General features: G+C 69.5%; 13 protein-coding genes. 7 read left to right on the top strand and 6 right to left on the bottom strand.

Translation table 11 applies throughout. The features are described 5' to 3' along the window. The first annotated feature begins 30 nt into the window (after positions 1 to 30). On the top strand, positions 31 to 528 hold the full coding sequence (locus tag ACIA5H_RS01145) for a hypothetical protein (protein WP_364427613.1): 498 nt from the start codon (positions 31 to 33) through the stop codon (positions 526 to 528). 14 nt (positions 529 to 542) lie between these two features. Here the strand turns inward: ACIA5H_RS01145 and pabB are convergent, their stop codons facing one another. Further along, entirely contained in the window at positions 543 to 2,762 is a 2,220-nt protein-coding gene (pabB, locus tag ACIA5H_RS01140; RefSeq protein ID WP_397073016.1) for an aminodeoxychorismate synthase component I, read from the bottom strand. Between the two features lie 89 nt (positions 2,763 to 2,851). Between pabB and ACIA5H_RS01135 the strand changes: the two genes are divergently transcribed. From ACIA5H_RS01135 to ACIA5H_RS01125, 3 genes are all read left to right on the top strand, one after another. Beyond that, entirely contained in the window at positions 2,852 to 3,907 is a 1,056-nt protein-coding gene (locus ACIA5H_RS01135) for a phosphotransferase family protein (protein WP_379252952.1), read from the top strand. A 73-nt stretch (positions 3,908 to 3,980) separates the two neighbouring features. Beyond that, the gene (locus ACIA5H_RS01130; RefSeq protein WP_397073014.1) at positions 3,981 to 4,511 is read left to right on the top strand and encodes a DinB family protein; all 531 of its coding nucleotides are present in this window, start codon (positions 3,981 to 3,983) and stop codon (positions 4,509 to 4,511) included. Between the two features lie 143 nt (positions 4,512 to 4,654). After that, positions 4,655 to 5,785 (top strand): NDMA-dependent alcohol dehydrogenase, encoded by a 1,131-nt coding sequence (locus tag ACIA5H_RS01125; protein WP_355072708.1) that lies wholly within the window; start codon positions 4,655 to 4,657, stop codon positions 5,783 to 5,785. 85 nt (positions 5,786 to 5,870) lie between these two features. On the opposite strand, the gene ACIA5H_RS01120 is transcribed toward ACIA5H_RS01125, so the two are convergent. Continuing rightward, positions 5,871 to 7,064 (bottom strand): serine hydrolase domain-containing protein, encoded by a 1,194-nt coding sequence (locus ACIA5H_RS01120; protein WP_397073011.1) that lies wholly within the window; start codon positions 7,062 to 7,064, stop codon positions 5,871 to 5,873. 42 nt (positions 7,065 to 7,106) lie between these two features. Between ACIA5H_RS01120 and ACIA5H_RS01115 the strand changes: the two genes are divergently transcribed. Next, positions 7,107 to 7,940 (top strand): serine hydrolase domain-containing protein, encoded by an 834-nt coding sequence (locus ACIA5H_RS01115; RefSeq protein WP_397073009.1) that lies wholly within the window; start codon positions 7,107 to 7,109, stop codon positions 7,938 to 7,940. 95 nt (positions 7,941 to 8,035) lie between these two features. Further along, positions 8,036 to 8,569, top strand: coding sequence for a DUF3145 domain-containing protein (locus ACIA5H_RS01110; RefSeq protein WP_355072714.1), 534 nt, complete (start codon positions 8,036 to 8,038; stop codon positions 8,567 to 8,569). Positions 8,570 to 8,595: 26 nt separating this feature from the next. On the opposite strand, the gene ACIA5H_RS01105 is transcribed toward ACIA5H_RS01110, so the two are convergent. From ACIA5H_RS01105 to ACIA5H_RS01090, 4 genes are all read right to left on the bottom strand, one after another. Then, the gene (locus tag ACIA5H_RS01105; protein WP_379252956.1) at positions 8,596 to 9,126 is read right to left on the bottom strand and encodes a VOC family protein; all 531 of its coding nucleotides are present in this window, start codon (positions 9,124 to 9,126) and stop codon (positions 8,596 to 8,598) included. Between the two features lie 68 nt (positions 9,127 to 9,194). Further along, positions 9,195 to 10,409, bottom strand: a complete 1,215-nt coding sequence (locus ACIA5H_RS01100; protein ID WP_397073006.1) for an FAD-dependent monooxygenase — start codon at positions 10,407 to 10,409, stop codon at positions 9,195 to 9,197. Between the two features lie 45 nt (positions 10,410 to 10,454). After that, positions 10,455 to 13,553, bottom strand: coding sequence for a BTAD domain-containing putative transcriptional regulator (locus ACIA5H_RS01095; RefSeq protein WP_397073004.1), 3,099 nt, complete (start codon positions 13,551 to 13,553; stop codon positions 10,455 to 10,457). A 316-nt stretch (positions 13,554 to 13,869) separates the two neighbouring features. Then, positions 13,870 to 14,676, bottom strand: coding sequence for a methyltransferase domain-containing protein (locus tag ACIA5H_RS01090; protein WP_397073002.1), 807 nt, complete (start codon positions 14,674 to 14,676; stop codon positions 13,870 to 13,872). Positions 14,677 to 14,777: 101 nt separating this feature from the next. Between ACIA5H_RS01090 and ACIA5H_RS01085 the strand changes: the two genes are divergently transcribed. Beyond that, a complete protein-coding gene (locus ACIA5H_RS01085) occupies positions 14,778 to 15,443 on the top strand; it encodes a class I SAM-dependent methyltransferase (protein ID WP_379252961.1) in 666 nt (221 codons plus the stop codon). The last annotated feature ends 4 nt before the right edge of the window (positions 15,444 to 15,447 follow it).

The raw sequence follows: 15,447 nt of genomic DNA, 5'->3' as shown, positions 1-15,447 counted from the left end.
CTTCGGCGGGGCGTGCGGCACAGTGTTCCCATGACGAACCCGAAACGCCCGGGTCGTAAGCCGCCGACCCCGAAACTGCCCGGTGGGCGTGTGCCCGGCCCGGCCGACGTGCTGGCCGCCGCCCAGGCGGCGGTCGAGGCGGCGCAGACGGCCGCGGGCCAGGCGCTGGAAGCCGCTCAGCTGACCGCGACATCGGCGTTCGACACCGCGGTGCGGCTGCCGCCCGCGTCCGCTCAGCTGGCCGCACAACTACCCGGCTTGATCGAGAGCCTGTCGACCGCGATCGAGCGGCTCAACTCCACCATCGATCGGCTCGACCGCACGTTGGCCCTGGCCGATCCGGCCTTCGCCGCCTACGACCGCCTGCTGCCCCGGCTGGAGGCGATGATCTCACTCGGGGAGGACGTGCTCGGGCGGTTGGCGAAGCTGCCCGGCTTCGCCTTGCTCGCCAAGCTGACCGGCTTGAGCGCGCCGGAACCGCCCGCCGAGGAGCCGCCCCGCCGAAAGTCCGGCAAGCGGCACAAATAGTCGAGGTCGGACACTCAGCGGTGCGCGTGGTCGGCGGCCGCGCGCAACGTGGCGGCCGCCTTGAGCAGAACCTCGTGATACTCGTCGGCGGGATCGGAGTCGAGCACGATGGCCCCGCCCGCGCCGATCCGCCAGCTCCCGCCGTAGCGGACGGCGGTGCGGATCACGATGTTCAGGTCCGCGGTGCCGCCGAGACCGAGGAAACCGATGGTGCCCGAATAGATCCCGCGCGCTTCGGTTTCCAGCGCGTCGATGATCTCCATGGTGCGCAGCTTCGGCGCTCCGGTCATCGAGCCCCCGGGAAAACAGGCTCGCAGGCAATCGACCACGCCGACCTCCGGCCGCAGCCTGCCACGTACCGTCGATACCAGTTGGTGCACGGTCGCGTACTGCTCGGTGGCCATCAGTTTGGGGACGTACACACTGCCGATCTCGCAGACCCGGCCCAGATCGTTGCGCAGCAGATCGACGATCATGAGGTTTTCCGCCCTGGTCTTCGGGCTGTCGGCCAGCTCGCGGCGCAGGCGCTCGTCCTGCTCCGGCGTCGCGCCGCGCGGGGCGGTCCCCTTGATCGGCTTGCTCTCCACGATGCGGCGGCGGTCGACCTTGAGGAAGCGCTCCGGGGACGAGCAGGCGATGTCGAGATCGTCGAAGCGCAGGTAGGCGGCATACGGGGCGGGGTTGCACCGGCGCAGGGTGCGGTAGAAGTCGAGGCCGTCGGCCGCGGTGGCGGGGATCGTGGCGCTGTCGGTCAGAGTGATCTCGTAGGACTCCCCGGCACGCAACCGCTGCCCGCAGACCGCGATGTCGGCGAGATAGCGCTCCCGGCCGCGGGTGAGCAGTGGCGCGACGGCGTCACCGTCCGGCGGCAATTCGAGTGGCGGTGGATTGGTCCAGGTCGGCAGGGTGTCGAGGGTTTCGCGGGTGTCGCGCAGCCAGTCGGCGGCGGACCGGGCGGTCTCCACGTCGTCGCTCAGCGCCAGCAGATGGGTCCGCTCGCCGACGTGGTCGACCACCACCATCCGGTCGGCGAAGATCCACTGCGCGTCCGGGGTCGCCGCGCGATGCGCCGCGTTGCCGCCGCAGTCGGCTTTGACCTCGTAGCCGAGATAGCCGACGTAGCCGCCGACGAAATCGAAGGGGAGATCGGGCAGTTCGAGCTTGCGTGCGCGCAGCTCGGCGGCCAGGAACTCGAGAATGCCGCCGGGTGCGGTGCGCCGGTGCCCGTCGGACGATTCCACGGTCACCTCGCCGTCGCCCACGCGGTAGCGCAGCACCTCGGCCAGCGGACCGCTCGCGTCGCCCAGGAAGGAGAACCGGTCGGCCCCCGGTTCGACGTGCTCGCTGTCCAGCCAGAACGCGGTGGGGGAGTTGGCGTACAACTGCACGAACGCGCTCTCGGTGTCGATCGGCCGTTCGAGGACGGCCCGCTGGAGCCGGAAGGTCCGCGGCACCGTGCCATCGGAACCCGTGCGCCCGGCGGGACGCTCGAGTTGGGCTGCCGCGGCGGGGAACTGCTCCGGTGCGAGCGGCATCGGCGAGGCCGCGGTGCGTGTGGCGGAAAGCGGAAGGCCTGCGGCGACCGGCTCGGCGACGAACTCACCCCCGGCGTCGATCGATGGGCTCGCCGCAGGGACGGCGCGCCTGTTCCGGTGCGCCGTGGTGAGTCTCGCGAAGTTGCGCAGCAGAGCCGCGCCGAACTCGCTGGCGATCGATTCCGGATGGAACTGCACGCCCCATTGCGGTCGCGTGCGGTGCCGCACACCCATCACGACGCCGTCGCCGGACAGCGCGGTGACCTCCAGATCGTCCGGCAGCGGCCGCAGCGCGCACAGCGAGTGGTAACGCACGGCGGTGAAGCCCTGCGGAACGCCTGCGAACAGGTCCTGGCCGTCGTGCTCGATGTGATCGAGGTATCCGTGCCGGGCCGCGGGCGCCTCGGCGACCACGCCGCCCGCCGCGACCACGATTCCCTGATGGCCCAGGCAGACACCGAGCAGCGGCAGGTCGCTTTCGCGAATCACCGCCGTGGAGATCCCTACGTCGCGGGCCACGTCCGGTCGCCCCGGCCCGGGCGAGACGACGACGTTGTCGTAGCGTCCCAGATCGAGTTCGGCGACCGTGCGCGCCTCGTCGTTGCGCACGACTGTCGGCTCGACGCCGTTCACCGCGCTGATCAGCTGGTACAGGTTGTAGGTGAACGAGTCGTAGTTGTCGATCAACAGCGTGCGCATGGTGCCCGAAACCCTACGCCGCGCCGGTGGTAGCCAACTGTTGTCATCTGCCTTCAGTTCGGGTCGGCAGGTGGTGCACAATGTGGGGCATGTCTGTTGCGCAACCGGTCGATGTGGATCCCGCGGTCGTCGACTTCGCCGTCGTCGGAAAGTGGATGGATGAGCAGGGTCTGTCCGGCGGTGAGTTCGAGGACGTGACCGCGCTGGGCGGCGGAACACAGAACATCATGCTCCGCTTCACCCGCGGCGGCCGGACCTACGTGCTGCGTCGCGGCCCGAAACATCTGCGCCCGAAGAGCAACGACGTGATCCGGCGTGAGGCCAGGCTGCTCGGCGCGCTGGGCGGCGCCGAGGTCCGCGCGCCCAGGGTGATCGCGGCCTGCGCCGACGAGTCGGTCCTCGGCGCGGTCTTCTACCTGATGGAGCCGATCCGCGGTTTCAACCCGCAGAACGAACTGCCCGAACTGCATGCGGGCGATCCGGAGATCCGCAGGCAGATGGGCCTGTCCGCGGTCGAGGCCATCGCGCGCCTCGGCGCCTTGGACTACCAGGCGCTCGGGTTGGCCGACTACGGCAAGCCGGAGGGTTTCCTGGAACGTCAGGTGCCGCGCTGGCTGGGTGAGCTCGAGTCCTATTCGGCCAACGAGGGCTACCCCGGCCCGGAGATCCCCGGTGTGGCGGCGGTGGGCGAGTGGCTGGACCGCAATCGCCCCGCCCAATGGACCCCGGGCATCCTGCACGGCGACTGCCATCTGGCGAATATGATGTTCTCCTTCGACGGCCCGCAGGTCGCGGCGATGGTCGACTGGGAGATGTCCACCATCGGCGACCCGCTGCTGGACCTCGGCTGGCAGATCGCCACCCGCCCGGAGCCGGGCACCACGGGAGCGGCGCTGGTGGGCAAGCTCGGCGCGGTCGGCGGGCTGCCGACGGCCGAGGAGATGATCGCGCACTACGGGCAGTTCTCCGACCGCGACCTGAGCGCCATGTCCTGGTACACCGTGCTGGCCTGCTTCAAGCTCGGCATCGTCCTGGAGGGCACGCATGCCCGCGCGTTCGCCGGTAAGGCCCCCAGGCAGGTCGGCGACTTCCTGCACGCGATCACGCTGGAACTCTTCGAGCGGGCGCACCGGCTGATGGAGTGAACTGTCGGGATGTGCTCGATAGTTGGCCGGATATCGGTGGAAGGCGCGATCCGGCCGCGCCTAGGTTGAGCGCATGCCGATCGTTCCCGATGTCAAGGACTGGACCTGGGTGCTCGAGCGCCCTTGTGCGCAATGCGGTTTCGACGCCGCCGCGACCAGCTACGCAGCCGTACCGACGCTGACCAGGGACACCGCGGTCCGCTTCGCCGCGGTGCTCGACCGTCCCGGCGTCCGCCTGCGGCCGGACGAATCGACCTGGTCCGCCCTGGAATACGGCGCACATGTGCGTGACGTCTGCCGCCTGTTCGACACTCGCCTCGGCCTGATCCTGGCCGGTGACCCCGGGGGCGAGCCGCCGCGCTTTCCGAACTGGGACCAGGACGCGACCGCGGTGGCCGACCGCTACAACGAGCAGGACCCGGCTCGGGTAGCCGCGGAGCTGGCCGATGCCGCCGAGCGGGTGGCGCGCTCCTTCGCCTCGGTGCCGCCCGAGCGCCGTGGTCTGCGTGGCGCGCGCGGCGACGGGGCGGAGTTCACGGTGGAGTCGTTCGCGCGGTACTTCGTGCACGATCTGCTGCACCACGTGCACGACGTCCAGGGCTGACGCGTCGCGGAACTGTAACGCGTTCGGTTATTGGGTCACGCTATACCGACGATTTTTTCGAGCGGTACTAGAACGCGTTACATTTTTCTCGTACTGTGGGTGCAGTCACATATAAGCACGTGCATGCGAGAGGGTCGACAGGAATGAAGACGAAGGGCGCGATCCTGTGGGGGATCGACCAGCCGTGGTCGGTGGAGGAGATCGAGGTCGGTGACCCGGTCGCCGGCGAGGTGCAGATCCGGATGGAAACCGCGGGCATGTGCCACTCCGACCACCACATCGTGACCGGCGCGACCCCGATGCCGTCCTTCCCCGTCATGGGCGGGCACGAGGGCGCGGGCGTGATCACCAAGCTCGGCCCGAACTGCCCGGCCGATCTGCAGGTCGGCGACCACGTGATCCTGTCGTTCATCCCCGCCTGCGGCCGCTGTCCGGCTTGCGTGGCAGGACACATGGCGCTGTGCGACCTGGGCGCGGGTCTCCTGCTGGGGCAGGCGATCAGCGACGGCACCTATCGCATCCAGGCCCGCGGCGAGAACGTCATCCCGATGTGCCTGCTGGGCACCTTCGCGCCGTACATGACGGTGCACCATACCTCCGTGGTGAAGATCGATCCGAGCATTCCGTTCGAGGTGGCCTGCCTGGTCGGTTGCGGCGTCCCCACCGGTTTCGGCTCGTCCACCCACGTCGCCCAGGTCGCTCCGGGCGAGACCGTGGTGATCGCGGGCATCGGCGGCGTCGGCATGAGCGCCTTGCAGGGCGCGGTGCTGTCGGGCGCGTCGAAGGTGGTGGCGATCGACCCGAATCCGTGGAAGCGCGAGCAGGCGCAGAAGTTCGGCGCCACGCACACCTACGAGAGCATGGCCGCCGCGATCATGCCGCTGTTGGAGGCCACCGAGGGCCGGATGGCCGAGAAGGTCATCCTGACCATGGGCGAGATGCACGGCGAGTACATCGAAGAGGGCCTGATCCTCACCTCGAAGGCGGGCACCCTGGTGGTCACCTCGATGGGCCGGATGGACGAGAGCGACGTCAAGCTGAACAGCTTCCTGCTGTCGATGCTGCAGAAAACTGTGAAGGGCTGCATCTTCGGCGGCGGCAATGCCCGCCAGGACGCGCCGCGCCTGCTGTCGCTGTACAAGTCCGGCCAGCTCAACCTGGACGACATGGTCACCCGCAGCTACTCCTTGGAGGAGATCAACCAGGGCTACCAGGACATGCTGGACGGCAAGAACATCCGCGGGATCATCAAGTACACCGAAGCCGACTGGTAGACCGCACCGCCGCTCGGCGAGCGCGGTGGCGATCCGTGCGATCAGCTCGTACGGCACCGCTTCGCCGAGCCGGCGATCGAGGCGCTCAGATCCGGCAGCGCAGCAGGGCTTCGCGCAGGTTGCGGCTGCGGACGTCGTCGAGCACGGCCAGACCCAGCCGGTTCATCGTGTACCCGAAACCGAGGCCCGTTGCGGGATCGGCGAATCCGAACGAGCCGCCCAGCCCCGTGGTGCCGTAGGCGCGTTTGTCGGAGCCGAAGCGGAAAGTGCCGCGCGACTTGCGGAAGCCCAGGTGATAGCGGCTCTTGGTGTGCAGCACCAGATCCTCGGCGGGGACGTCGTCGGCGGTCTCGGCAGCGGCGAGCCGGTCCAGCACTGCGTCGTCGATCGGCAACGCGCCGGTGCGAGCGGCGGCCGCGCCGTAGACCTTCGCCAGCGCGCGGGCGTTGCCCACTCCGTTGGATCCCGGCAGTTCCACTTCGAGGAACTCGCGCCGGGTCGCCCGCGCCGGCGCTCCGCAGCGCGGATTGGTCAGCGCCGCGTAGGACAGGCCGCGTTTGGCATAGATCTCCGCGCCGATGCGCAGCGGAAGATCGCGTTCGTAGCGCAACACGTCCAGCCCCTGGGTGGCCGACATCGTGGCAATGCGGTCCATGCTCTGCTCGGCGGGCAGGCCGATGAAGAAATCGACGCCGAGCGGTGCGGCGATGTCCTCGGCGAAGATTCGCCCGAGCGTGCGGCGGCGCGGGTCCACCCGGCGCAACAGCTCGCCCTGGTACAGGCCGAGGGTGATGGCGTGATAGCCATGCCTGGTGCCGGGCCGCCAAGCCGGTTTCTGTGCCGCCAGAACGGTCGCGAGCCCGTCCAGGTCGGCGACCTGAGGCAGTCGCACGACCTCGCTCAAGCCGGACAACCCCGCCTGGTGGTCGATCAGCTGACGCACGGTGACCGCGTCCTTGCCGTGGGCGGCGAACTCCGGCCAGTACTTCGCCACCGGCTGCTCGTAGTCGAGCAGGCCCCCGGCCACGGCGGCGGCGACGGTGAACGCCGCCATGCCCTTGGTCGAGGAGAACACCGGCACGATCGTGTCCCGCTCCCACGGCAGCGTGCGCCTGCGATCGCGGAACCCGGCCCACAGGTCCACCACGGGGCGCTCACCCGCGTAGACCGCGACGGCGGCGCCGATTTCGCCGTGACGCTCGAAATTGCGGCGGAAGGCGTCGGCGACCGGCTCGAAACCGGGCGCGACGTCGCCGTGAACAGTGGGCGTTTCACTCATGGTGAATCGATGGTAGCTACGCGGTTCTCGTAGGCTCGCGGTGTGCGTTCACTCGAGCAGATCCGGGAATGGCCGGTCCGCCACGCGGCGGCCGCGGTGGTCACCGCCGACGGCGGTGCCGCGAGCGAAGGCGACGTGCAGCGGGTGTTCCCGCTCGCGTCGGTGACCAAGCCCTTGGTGGCGTACGCGGTGCTGGTCGCGGTGGAGGAGGGCGCGGTCGAACTCGACCAGCCCGCGGGCCCGCCCGGCGCTACGGTGCGTCATCTGCTGGCGCACACGTCCGGCCTCGCGTTCGACACCACCGACGTCCAAGCCGCGCCGGGGACCCGGCGGATCTACTCCAGCGCGGGTTTCGAGGTGCTCGCCGAATTCGTCACCGCGCAGACCGGGATCGCGTTCGACGAGTACCTGCGCGACGCCGTGTTCGAGCCGCTGGGCATGACCGCTTCGGTGCTTGCCGGTCCGGCCGGGCACGCGGCGCGGTCCACCGCGGCGGATCTGGCCCGCTTCGCCGCCGAATTGCTGCACCCGCAGTTGATCTCGGCGCAGACGCACGCCGAGGCCACCTCGGTCCAGTTCCCCGGCATGAACGGCGTCCTGCCCGGCTACGGTTCGCAGCGCCCCAACGACTGGGGATTGGGCTTCGAGATCCGGGACGGCAAGACTCCGCACTGGACCGGTGGCACGAATTCGCCACAAACCTATGGACATTTCGGCCAATCCGGGACATTTTTATGGGTTGACCCGAGAACGGGGTTGGCGTGTCTCGCCCTGAGCGACGAGAATTTCGGCGACTGGGCGCGCGCGGCCTGGCCACCGCTGAGCGATGCCGTCATCGCGGAGGTGACCGCCACGCGCAACACGGTCACGAAGTAACACGTGTAACTTCGGGCACTCCAGTACACTCAGGCAACGCCAGTTCGACGAATCGTTGGGGAAGACGTTCCTCGTCGAAGCTGGAGGTGTTGGTGGTGCGCGCATCGAGTCAGTTCGCGGACGCGACGGCGGGTGTGGTCTACATCCACTCGTCGCCTGCCGCGCTGTGCCCGCATGTCGAGTGGGCGCTCACCTCGGCCCTCGGCGCCCCCGCGAAACTGCGTTGGACCGCCCAACCGGCCGACGGCCAACTGCGCGCCACCAGCGAGTGGATCGGCCCCGTCGGCACGGCGTCGAAGATCGCCCAATCGTTGCGCTCCTGGCCGGTTCTGCGCTTCGAGGTGACCGAGGACCCCAGCGACGGCGTGGACGGCGAGCGCTACAGCTTCGTTCCCGGCCTGGGCCTGTGGCACGGCTCGACGAGCGCCAACGGCGACGTCATGCTCGGCGAGATGCGCCTGCGCGCGATGCTGCAGGCCACCCGGGAACTCGGCAAGTACTCCGCCTACGACCTGGCCGAAGAAATCGACCGCGCCCTCGGCACCGCGTGGGACGAGGACCTCGAAATCTACCGCTACGGAACGGAATCCGGCGCGGAGGTCACCTGGCTGCGCCGGGACGTGGGGTGAGGACTCCAGCTGTCGCCACTGCCGTGTCATTCGCGGGAAGCACCCTGGCCGTGTGACCACGGATTCCGGTAGCCGTCCGGAATCATGGTGTCGAACAGTGCGCGCGCATCCGCGGGCAGCCGCAGCAATTCGACGTACGAGCCGAGTGATCCCCCGGCGAGGTAGACGAACTCCATGCCGATCTCCGCGATAGCGCAGTGTTGGACGATCTCGGCGCCGCCTGCCAGCGCCTCCGCCAGTGCGGCATCGAAATCGTCTGGCACCCAAGCGATATGGTGCAGGCCGGGACCGGACCGCTCGAGCGCTTCGGTGTACAGGTTCGCCCCCGAGACCGGTGCGATCAATTCCAATTGCTGCCCGCCCGCGTAGCCGAGCGAGCTGTCGATCGTGTAGTCGGCCGGCGCACCGCGATAGCTGCACGAGTCCGGGCCGAAACGCATGCGGGGCATGCGGACCCATTTGTCGACTCCGTAGCTTTCGGTGAATTCTCGTTCCGCCGCCTCGATGTCGTGGACGACCCACGCCAACTGGAAGATCGGTCCGGATGCGATGCTCATTCTGGTGCTCCTCAGGTGCTTCAGGGATGGGGTGCTTTCGCCGGAACGGCGCAAGATGAATGTGCGGTTCAGTAGTCGGCGAGGCGGATGGCGTTTGCCGCGCGCTCGAGCGGCTTGATGATCGGGCGCAGCGCCAGGCCCTTCCACGGCATGTGCCGCAGCATGCGCAGCATGGTGGTCTGGGTCCGGATCGCGCGCTGGTCGGACGCCACCATCTGAGTGGCGTTGTTCCAACCCAGCGTCAGGTTCCGGGTCACATAGTCCTGCATGGCGCGCTGGTAGCGATCGAAGGCGGCGTTGTGGTCGCCTGCGGCCGCTTTCAGCTCGCCGGCGAGGACATACGCGCCGACCAGTGCCATGCTCGTGCCCTGCCCGGACAGCGGCGAGGGGCAGTAGGCGGCGTCGCCGACGAGTGCGACGCGGCCCGCGGACCACTGGTCGAGATGGATCTGGCTGACCGAGTCGAAATAGAAGTCGGGCGATTCGGGCATGGCGCGTACCAAATTCGGTGTCTCCCAGCCCGCATCGGCGAAGGCGTCGGCCACCAGCTGCTGCTGCGCGGCGCGGTCGCGCCGGTCCGGCAGTTGTTCCGGGGCTTGGAAGATGAACTGCGCTTTGGCCGACGAACGGCGGGTGCTGTACACCTGCACCACGCGCCCCGGAGTCGGATGAACCAGTTCCCAATGGTCGAGATCCAAGTGGTTCGGCACCGAGATCACGCAGGCCGCCATGCCGGTGTGCCGGGCGAATCGCTCCTCTGGCCCGAACGTGAGGCGGCGCACCGTCGAATGTATGCCGTCGGCGCCGATCACCAGGTCGAAGACTCGCGGCTCTGCGTTGCGGAAGCGCACGGTCACGCCGTCGGGCTGCTGGGCCAGCCCCGTGATCGAGTCGCCGAACAGGTACTCGACCCGGCCCTTGGTGGCGTCGAACAGGATGTGCGCGAGATCGCCGCGCAACACCTCGTCGTCGCCGGGCGACCGCAGTCCGATCAGCTCGGGACCCAGGGTGGCCAGCGCCTTACCCGAGTCGTCGACCCACGCGCCGCCACGCATCGCCGTCGAGGCCGCGCGGACTTCCGGCAGCAGCCCCATCCGCTCGATGACCTCCATCGCCACGCCTCGAATGTCGACCTTGTAGCCGCCCTCCCTCAGCGTGGGCGCCTGTTCGACGACGGTGACGGTGAACCCGTGGCGAGTCAGCCAGTAGGCCAGTGCCGGACCGGCGACGCTCGCGCCGGAGATGAGAACGGTTTTGTTGGTGAACTGTCGCGTCGTTGTCATGGGAACAGCGTCGGCCGCGGCGCTCACCACGCGCTCACCATCGGCTCACCGCCCCGCACCGAGCAGGGCCGCCACCTCCTCGATCGAGCGCCCGACGCCGCGGTCAAAGGCGGCGCGGAACTCGTGTTCGCCGAGTTCGGCACGGCACCGCGCGGCGGTCTCGGCCGCCGCACCGTCACCCGCGGCGGGCCTCCCGCGCAGCGAATCGGCAGCGCCGAGCAGCAGCGCGGCCCGCGCCGGATCGCCGATCACCGCGGCGGCCTCCGCCAGACCGGCCACCGCGGCCGCGGCCACCGACCGGGATCGGTCACGGGCCAGCTCGAAGGCCTCGCGGTGCGCCGCCTGCCCGGCTTCGCTGTCGGCTTCGGCGAGCGAGACCCAGCCCAATCCGATGAGGCTGCGCGCACGGGCCTCGGCCATGCCGAACGAACCGTTGTCGGGCAGGGCGACGGCCGTGCCGTAGTACTCCCTGGCGCCGATGAGGTCGCCCGCCGCACGGCGCAGATCGCCGAGTCCGCGTATCGCATTGGCGTACATGTCCGTCGCGCCCGCCGCCCGGGCCGATTCGGCGGCACGCTCATAGGCGGCGCGGGCTCCGTCCGCGTCGTGGCAAGCGTCCTGGCGGGCGAGGAGGTCGCCACGCCGGTTGAGCAGGTCGGCGGCCTCGTCACCCGCGCCCAACTCCGTTTGCAGGGCAACGGCCTCGTCGATCAGGTCCAGCGCGACCGCCCGCTCACCGCGCCAGTCGGCGACGGCGGCGAGTTTGTCCAGGGTGGTGGCGATCGCCCAGCGGTCGCGGGTGGTGCGGAAACCTTCGAGGGCACAGTGGAACTCGGGTTCGGCCGCCACCGGCTCGCCGGACATGAGCAGGTGCAGTCCCGCGCCCAGCCGTAGGAACGCCTGCGACCACGGGTCGGCACCGAAGAGCAGGCGCTGCCGCTGCGGCGGCAGGTCCAGCAACCCGCCGACGGTCGCCAGCAGGAACACCAGATGCGGGCGTTGAAGGGGTTTCTCGACACCGGACAACTCCGTGACCGCGCGGGTGACCGCGACCGGCAGTCCGTTTCCCGCTCGCGCGGCGATCGCCGCGCACAGGCCGTATTCCTCGACGTCGGCCGCCGGATCGAGTGCGGGCAGCAGCTTGCCCGCGAGCTCGACGGCACCGCCCGGATGACCGCGCAGCCACCAGCACCACGCGTGCGCGGCGATGAGTCGTTGTGCCAATGGCGGATCGGCGGTCACCGCCCAGCGCAGCGCCACCTGCACGTTGTCGTGTTCGGCGTTCAGTCGTGCCAGCCAGTCCAGCTGGTCCGGGCCGCGCAGTCGCGGATCGGCCCGCTCGGCCAGGGCGGTGAAGTATCCGGCGTGGGCACGCTGCATCCGCTCACGCTCGCCGGAGTCGGTCGAACGTGCCAGACCGTAGGCTCGGATGGTCTCCAGCATCCGGTAGCGGCCGCCGTGCACCTCCACCAGCGATTTGTCGGCCAGGCCGTCGAGCAGTTCGTCGGCATCGTCGAGTTCGCAGACCGAAGCGGCTGTCGCGGCCGACGCTCCGCCCGCGAAGACCGCGAAGCGCCGCGCCATGAGGCGCTCGGCCGGTTCCAGCAGACCCCAGCTCCATTCGACTACCGCCTGCAAGGTCTGATGTCGGGGCTCCGCGGTCCGGTCTCCTCGTGACAGCAGCCGGAACCGGTCGGAGAGGCGTCCGTCGATGTCGTCCACTTCGAGGTTGCGCAGACGGGCGGCGGCGAGTTCCAAAGCCAGCGGCAAGCCGTCCAATCGCGCGCAGATGCGCCGCACGGCCGCGATCGTGCCCGCGTCGACGGTGAATCCGGGCCGCGCCGCGGCCGCGCGGTCGGCGAACAAGCGGACCGCCGCGCAGCCGAGCTGCTCGGACAGCGGCGCTTCGGCGGCCGCGACCGGCAGTTGCCCGATCGACAGGACGGTCTCGCCGGTGATGCGCAGGGCTTCCCTGCTGGTCGCCAGCACCCGAAGGCCCGGGCATTCGCGCAACAACCGGTGGACGAGCCGCGCGGCGTCGAGCACCAGATGCTCACAGTTGTCGAGAATGATCAGCAGAGACCGGCCTGCGAGCATCGCGTGGAGCCGATTTTCCGCGTCTTCGTGCTCACCGGCGGTCGCGCGGCCGCCGAGCGTCGCCGCGATCTCCTGCGCCATCTGCGCGCCGTCCACCAATGGCGACAGATCCACGAAACAGACCTCGCCCTGAGCCCGGGAGCCTGCCTCCAACGCCAGCCGGGTCTTGCCGGTGCCTCCCGGACCGGTCAAGGTGACCAGGCGGGCCCGCGCCAGCAGCGACGCGATCCGCGCCAACTCGTCGTCGCGGCCGACGAAACTGGTGAGCTGGGCAGGTAGGCGGCGCAACGAGGCCGCGGCGACGGTGTCCCCGCGCAGGATCGCGAGGTGGGCTCGGGCCAGCTCGGCCGAAGGATCCGCCCCCAGCTCATCGGCGAGCAGCCGACGGCCCTGCTCGAACAGCTCCAGCGCCTCCGCTTGCCGGTCGGTCCCGGACAACCCGCGCATCAGCAATGCTCGAGCCCGCTCCCGCAGCGGATGTGCGGCGACGAGTTCGGTCAGCATCGCGACCACCGCTCGATGGTCGCGCAGCGCCAGACCGGCTTCTGCCCGGTCCTCCCGCGCCGCCAGCCACGCTTCGGTGAGGCGGGTCACCGCCGTCGCGGCGAACGGCGCATCGCGGACGTCGGCCAGCGCCGCACCCCGCCACAGCCCGGCGGCTTCGTCCAGCAGCGCGGCCGCGGAAGCGGGATCCCCGTCGCGCAACGCGATCCGGCCCTCCTCTGCGAGCCGATCGAACCGGTGCGCGTCCACCGTGCCCGGGTCGACCGCGAGCCGGTAGCCCGCGGTCGAGGACTCCACCAGCTCGTCGGCGCTCGCCGAACGCAGCGCCCGCCGCAGCCGCGACACCTGGGACTGCAGCGCGTGCCCGGCGTCGCCCGGCGGATCCTCCCCGTAGAGATCGTCGATCAACCGCTCGCGGGAGACGACCCGCCCGGCCTCCGATGCCAACACCGCCAGCAGCGCCCGCACCTGCGGCCCACCCACCGCGACCGGACCCCCATCGGGCCGTCGCACCTCCACCGGACCCAGGATCCCGAACCGCACGATCGTCAGTATGGCCCGGGGATCGATGGGCTGCCGCTTCGGCGGGTTCTCAGCACCGGCTTGTCTGCGCTGCGTCGTGGACGCCGCTGTGGTTCGGTCCGACGGCTTTCGAGATCAGCTCTGGCCGCAGCCGCGTTATCGGTCCCATCGCTCGCTCAGGAACTCCTCGTTCCGCGGCGAAGCACCCAACGCGTCCCGCTCACGGTCCCGCAACCGCGAGCCTCACCGTACGTCGACACGCCATCGACTCCGGTGCTCGGCAGCGGTCGGAGCCAGGTCGTTCAGTCCGCTCGGTGGGCGAGCACAGCGAACATGGTCACCGACAGGTGTAATCGCCTTTGGCGATGCCCGCGTCCATGGTGGCCAGTAGGTCGCGCCCTTCCTGTTCGGTGATGGCACCGCTGGTGCTCGCGGACGAGATCATCTGCATGTACAGCGGGAGGGCGGTGTCCGGATTCCAGATCACCGCCTCCGAACCCATGTCGTCGATGGTGAAACCGGCGGCTGTGAGCAGGCCGCGCAAGCGGCGGCCCGCCGCAGGGTTGGGGGTGGTGGTGAGCATCGCCTTCGACAGGCGGGCGAGTACATCGGGGTCGCCGGGATGCGCGATCACGGTGTGCCAGTCGGTGTCGATGAGCAGCACACGGCCGGCCTGTCGTAGGACGCGGGCGATCTCGGTGGTCGCGGCCGCCGGGTCGTCCAGGTGCTGGTAGACCCGCTCGCAGCGCACCGCGTTGAAGTAGCCGTCGGAGAACGGCAGCTGATAGGCGGTGGCTTCGACGAAGCGGGCCCGAGAGTCCGCGGTCTCGGCTCGCCCACGGGCTATGGCGAGCATCGCGGGATTCGGGTCGGCTCCTACCGCGTCGCCATCGGGGCCGACTCGCTCGGACAACTCGATCACCTCGGTGCCGGTACCGGAACCTATGTCCAGTACCCGCTCGCCCGGCTCGACGGCCAAGACCTCGTGCCCCCACGCACGCATGCGCCGGATACCGGGCAGCGCCGCTTGCAGGTCGAGCATGCCGACCAGCGTGGCCATCGGGTCGTCGTCGGTGGTGTGGGAAGAGTCCGGGATCGCGTTCACGTGGAACGACGGGATAGGCGGCGAGGGATCGCTCGACATGGTCCGACAGTAACCCCGCACCGCCGCTCCCCGCAGTGTGCGGACGATCGATCGCAGGCTGGGCATTGGCGATGCTGCCCACCCGGCGTACCGTCGAGTTCGTGAGCAGTGGCGCCGTGTCGGGGGCAGCGGTGAAGGGCTCGGATCCGTGGGCCCGGGTTTTCGCGGCGCTGTACGACCCTCTGCTGTGGATGGGCGAGAGGGCGGGTATGGGCGCTCGCCGACGAGATCTGCTCAGCCGTGCGAGGGGGCGAACTGTCGAGCTTGGCAGCGGTACCGGTCTCAACATGGGGTACTACCCTGACGACCTCGAAGAACTGATCTTGACCGAACCGGAAGCCGCGATGCGTACGCGGCTGGCGCGGAAGCTGCATCGCAGTGGACGACGGGCACGTGTGCTCGACGCGTCGGCGGAACAACTGCCGTTCGAGGACCAAACTGTGGATACGGTCGTCTCGACGCTCGTGCTGTGTACTGTCGACCACCCCGAACCCGTATTGCGCGAAATCGGGCGTGTGTTGCGCCCTGGCGGCCAGCTGCTGTTCATCGAGCATGTGCGTTCGGAGTCGCCGCGACTCGCCCAGTGGCAAGACCGCCTCGCCGGCCCGTGGCGCCGGTTCGCGGAGGGTTGCCATTGCAACCGTGCCACACTCGAGCTCATTCAGGGGTCCGAACTGAAGCTCGAAGACATACAGGAAGCGTCGTGGCGGGGAGAGCCTCCGATCATTCGACCGCTGATCTTGGGTGTGGCTACCAAAAACACCTAGGGAG

It is taken from the genome of Nocardia sp. NPDC051900, assembly GCF_044452545.1.
GTDB classification, from domain to species: domain Bacteria; phylum Actinomycetota; class Actinomycetes; order Mycobacteriales; family Mycobacteriaceae; genus Nocardia; species Nocardia sichangensis.
This window is presented reverse-complemented; position numbering and strand designations above follow the sequence as displayed.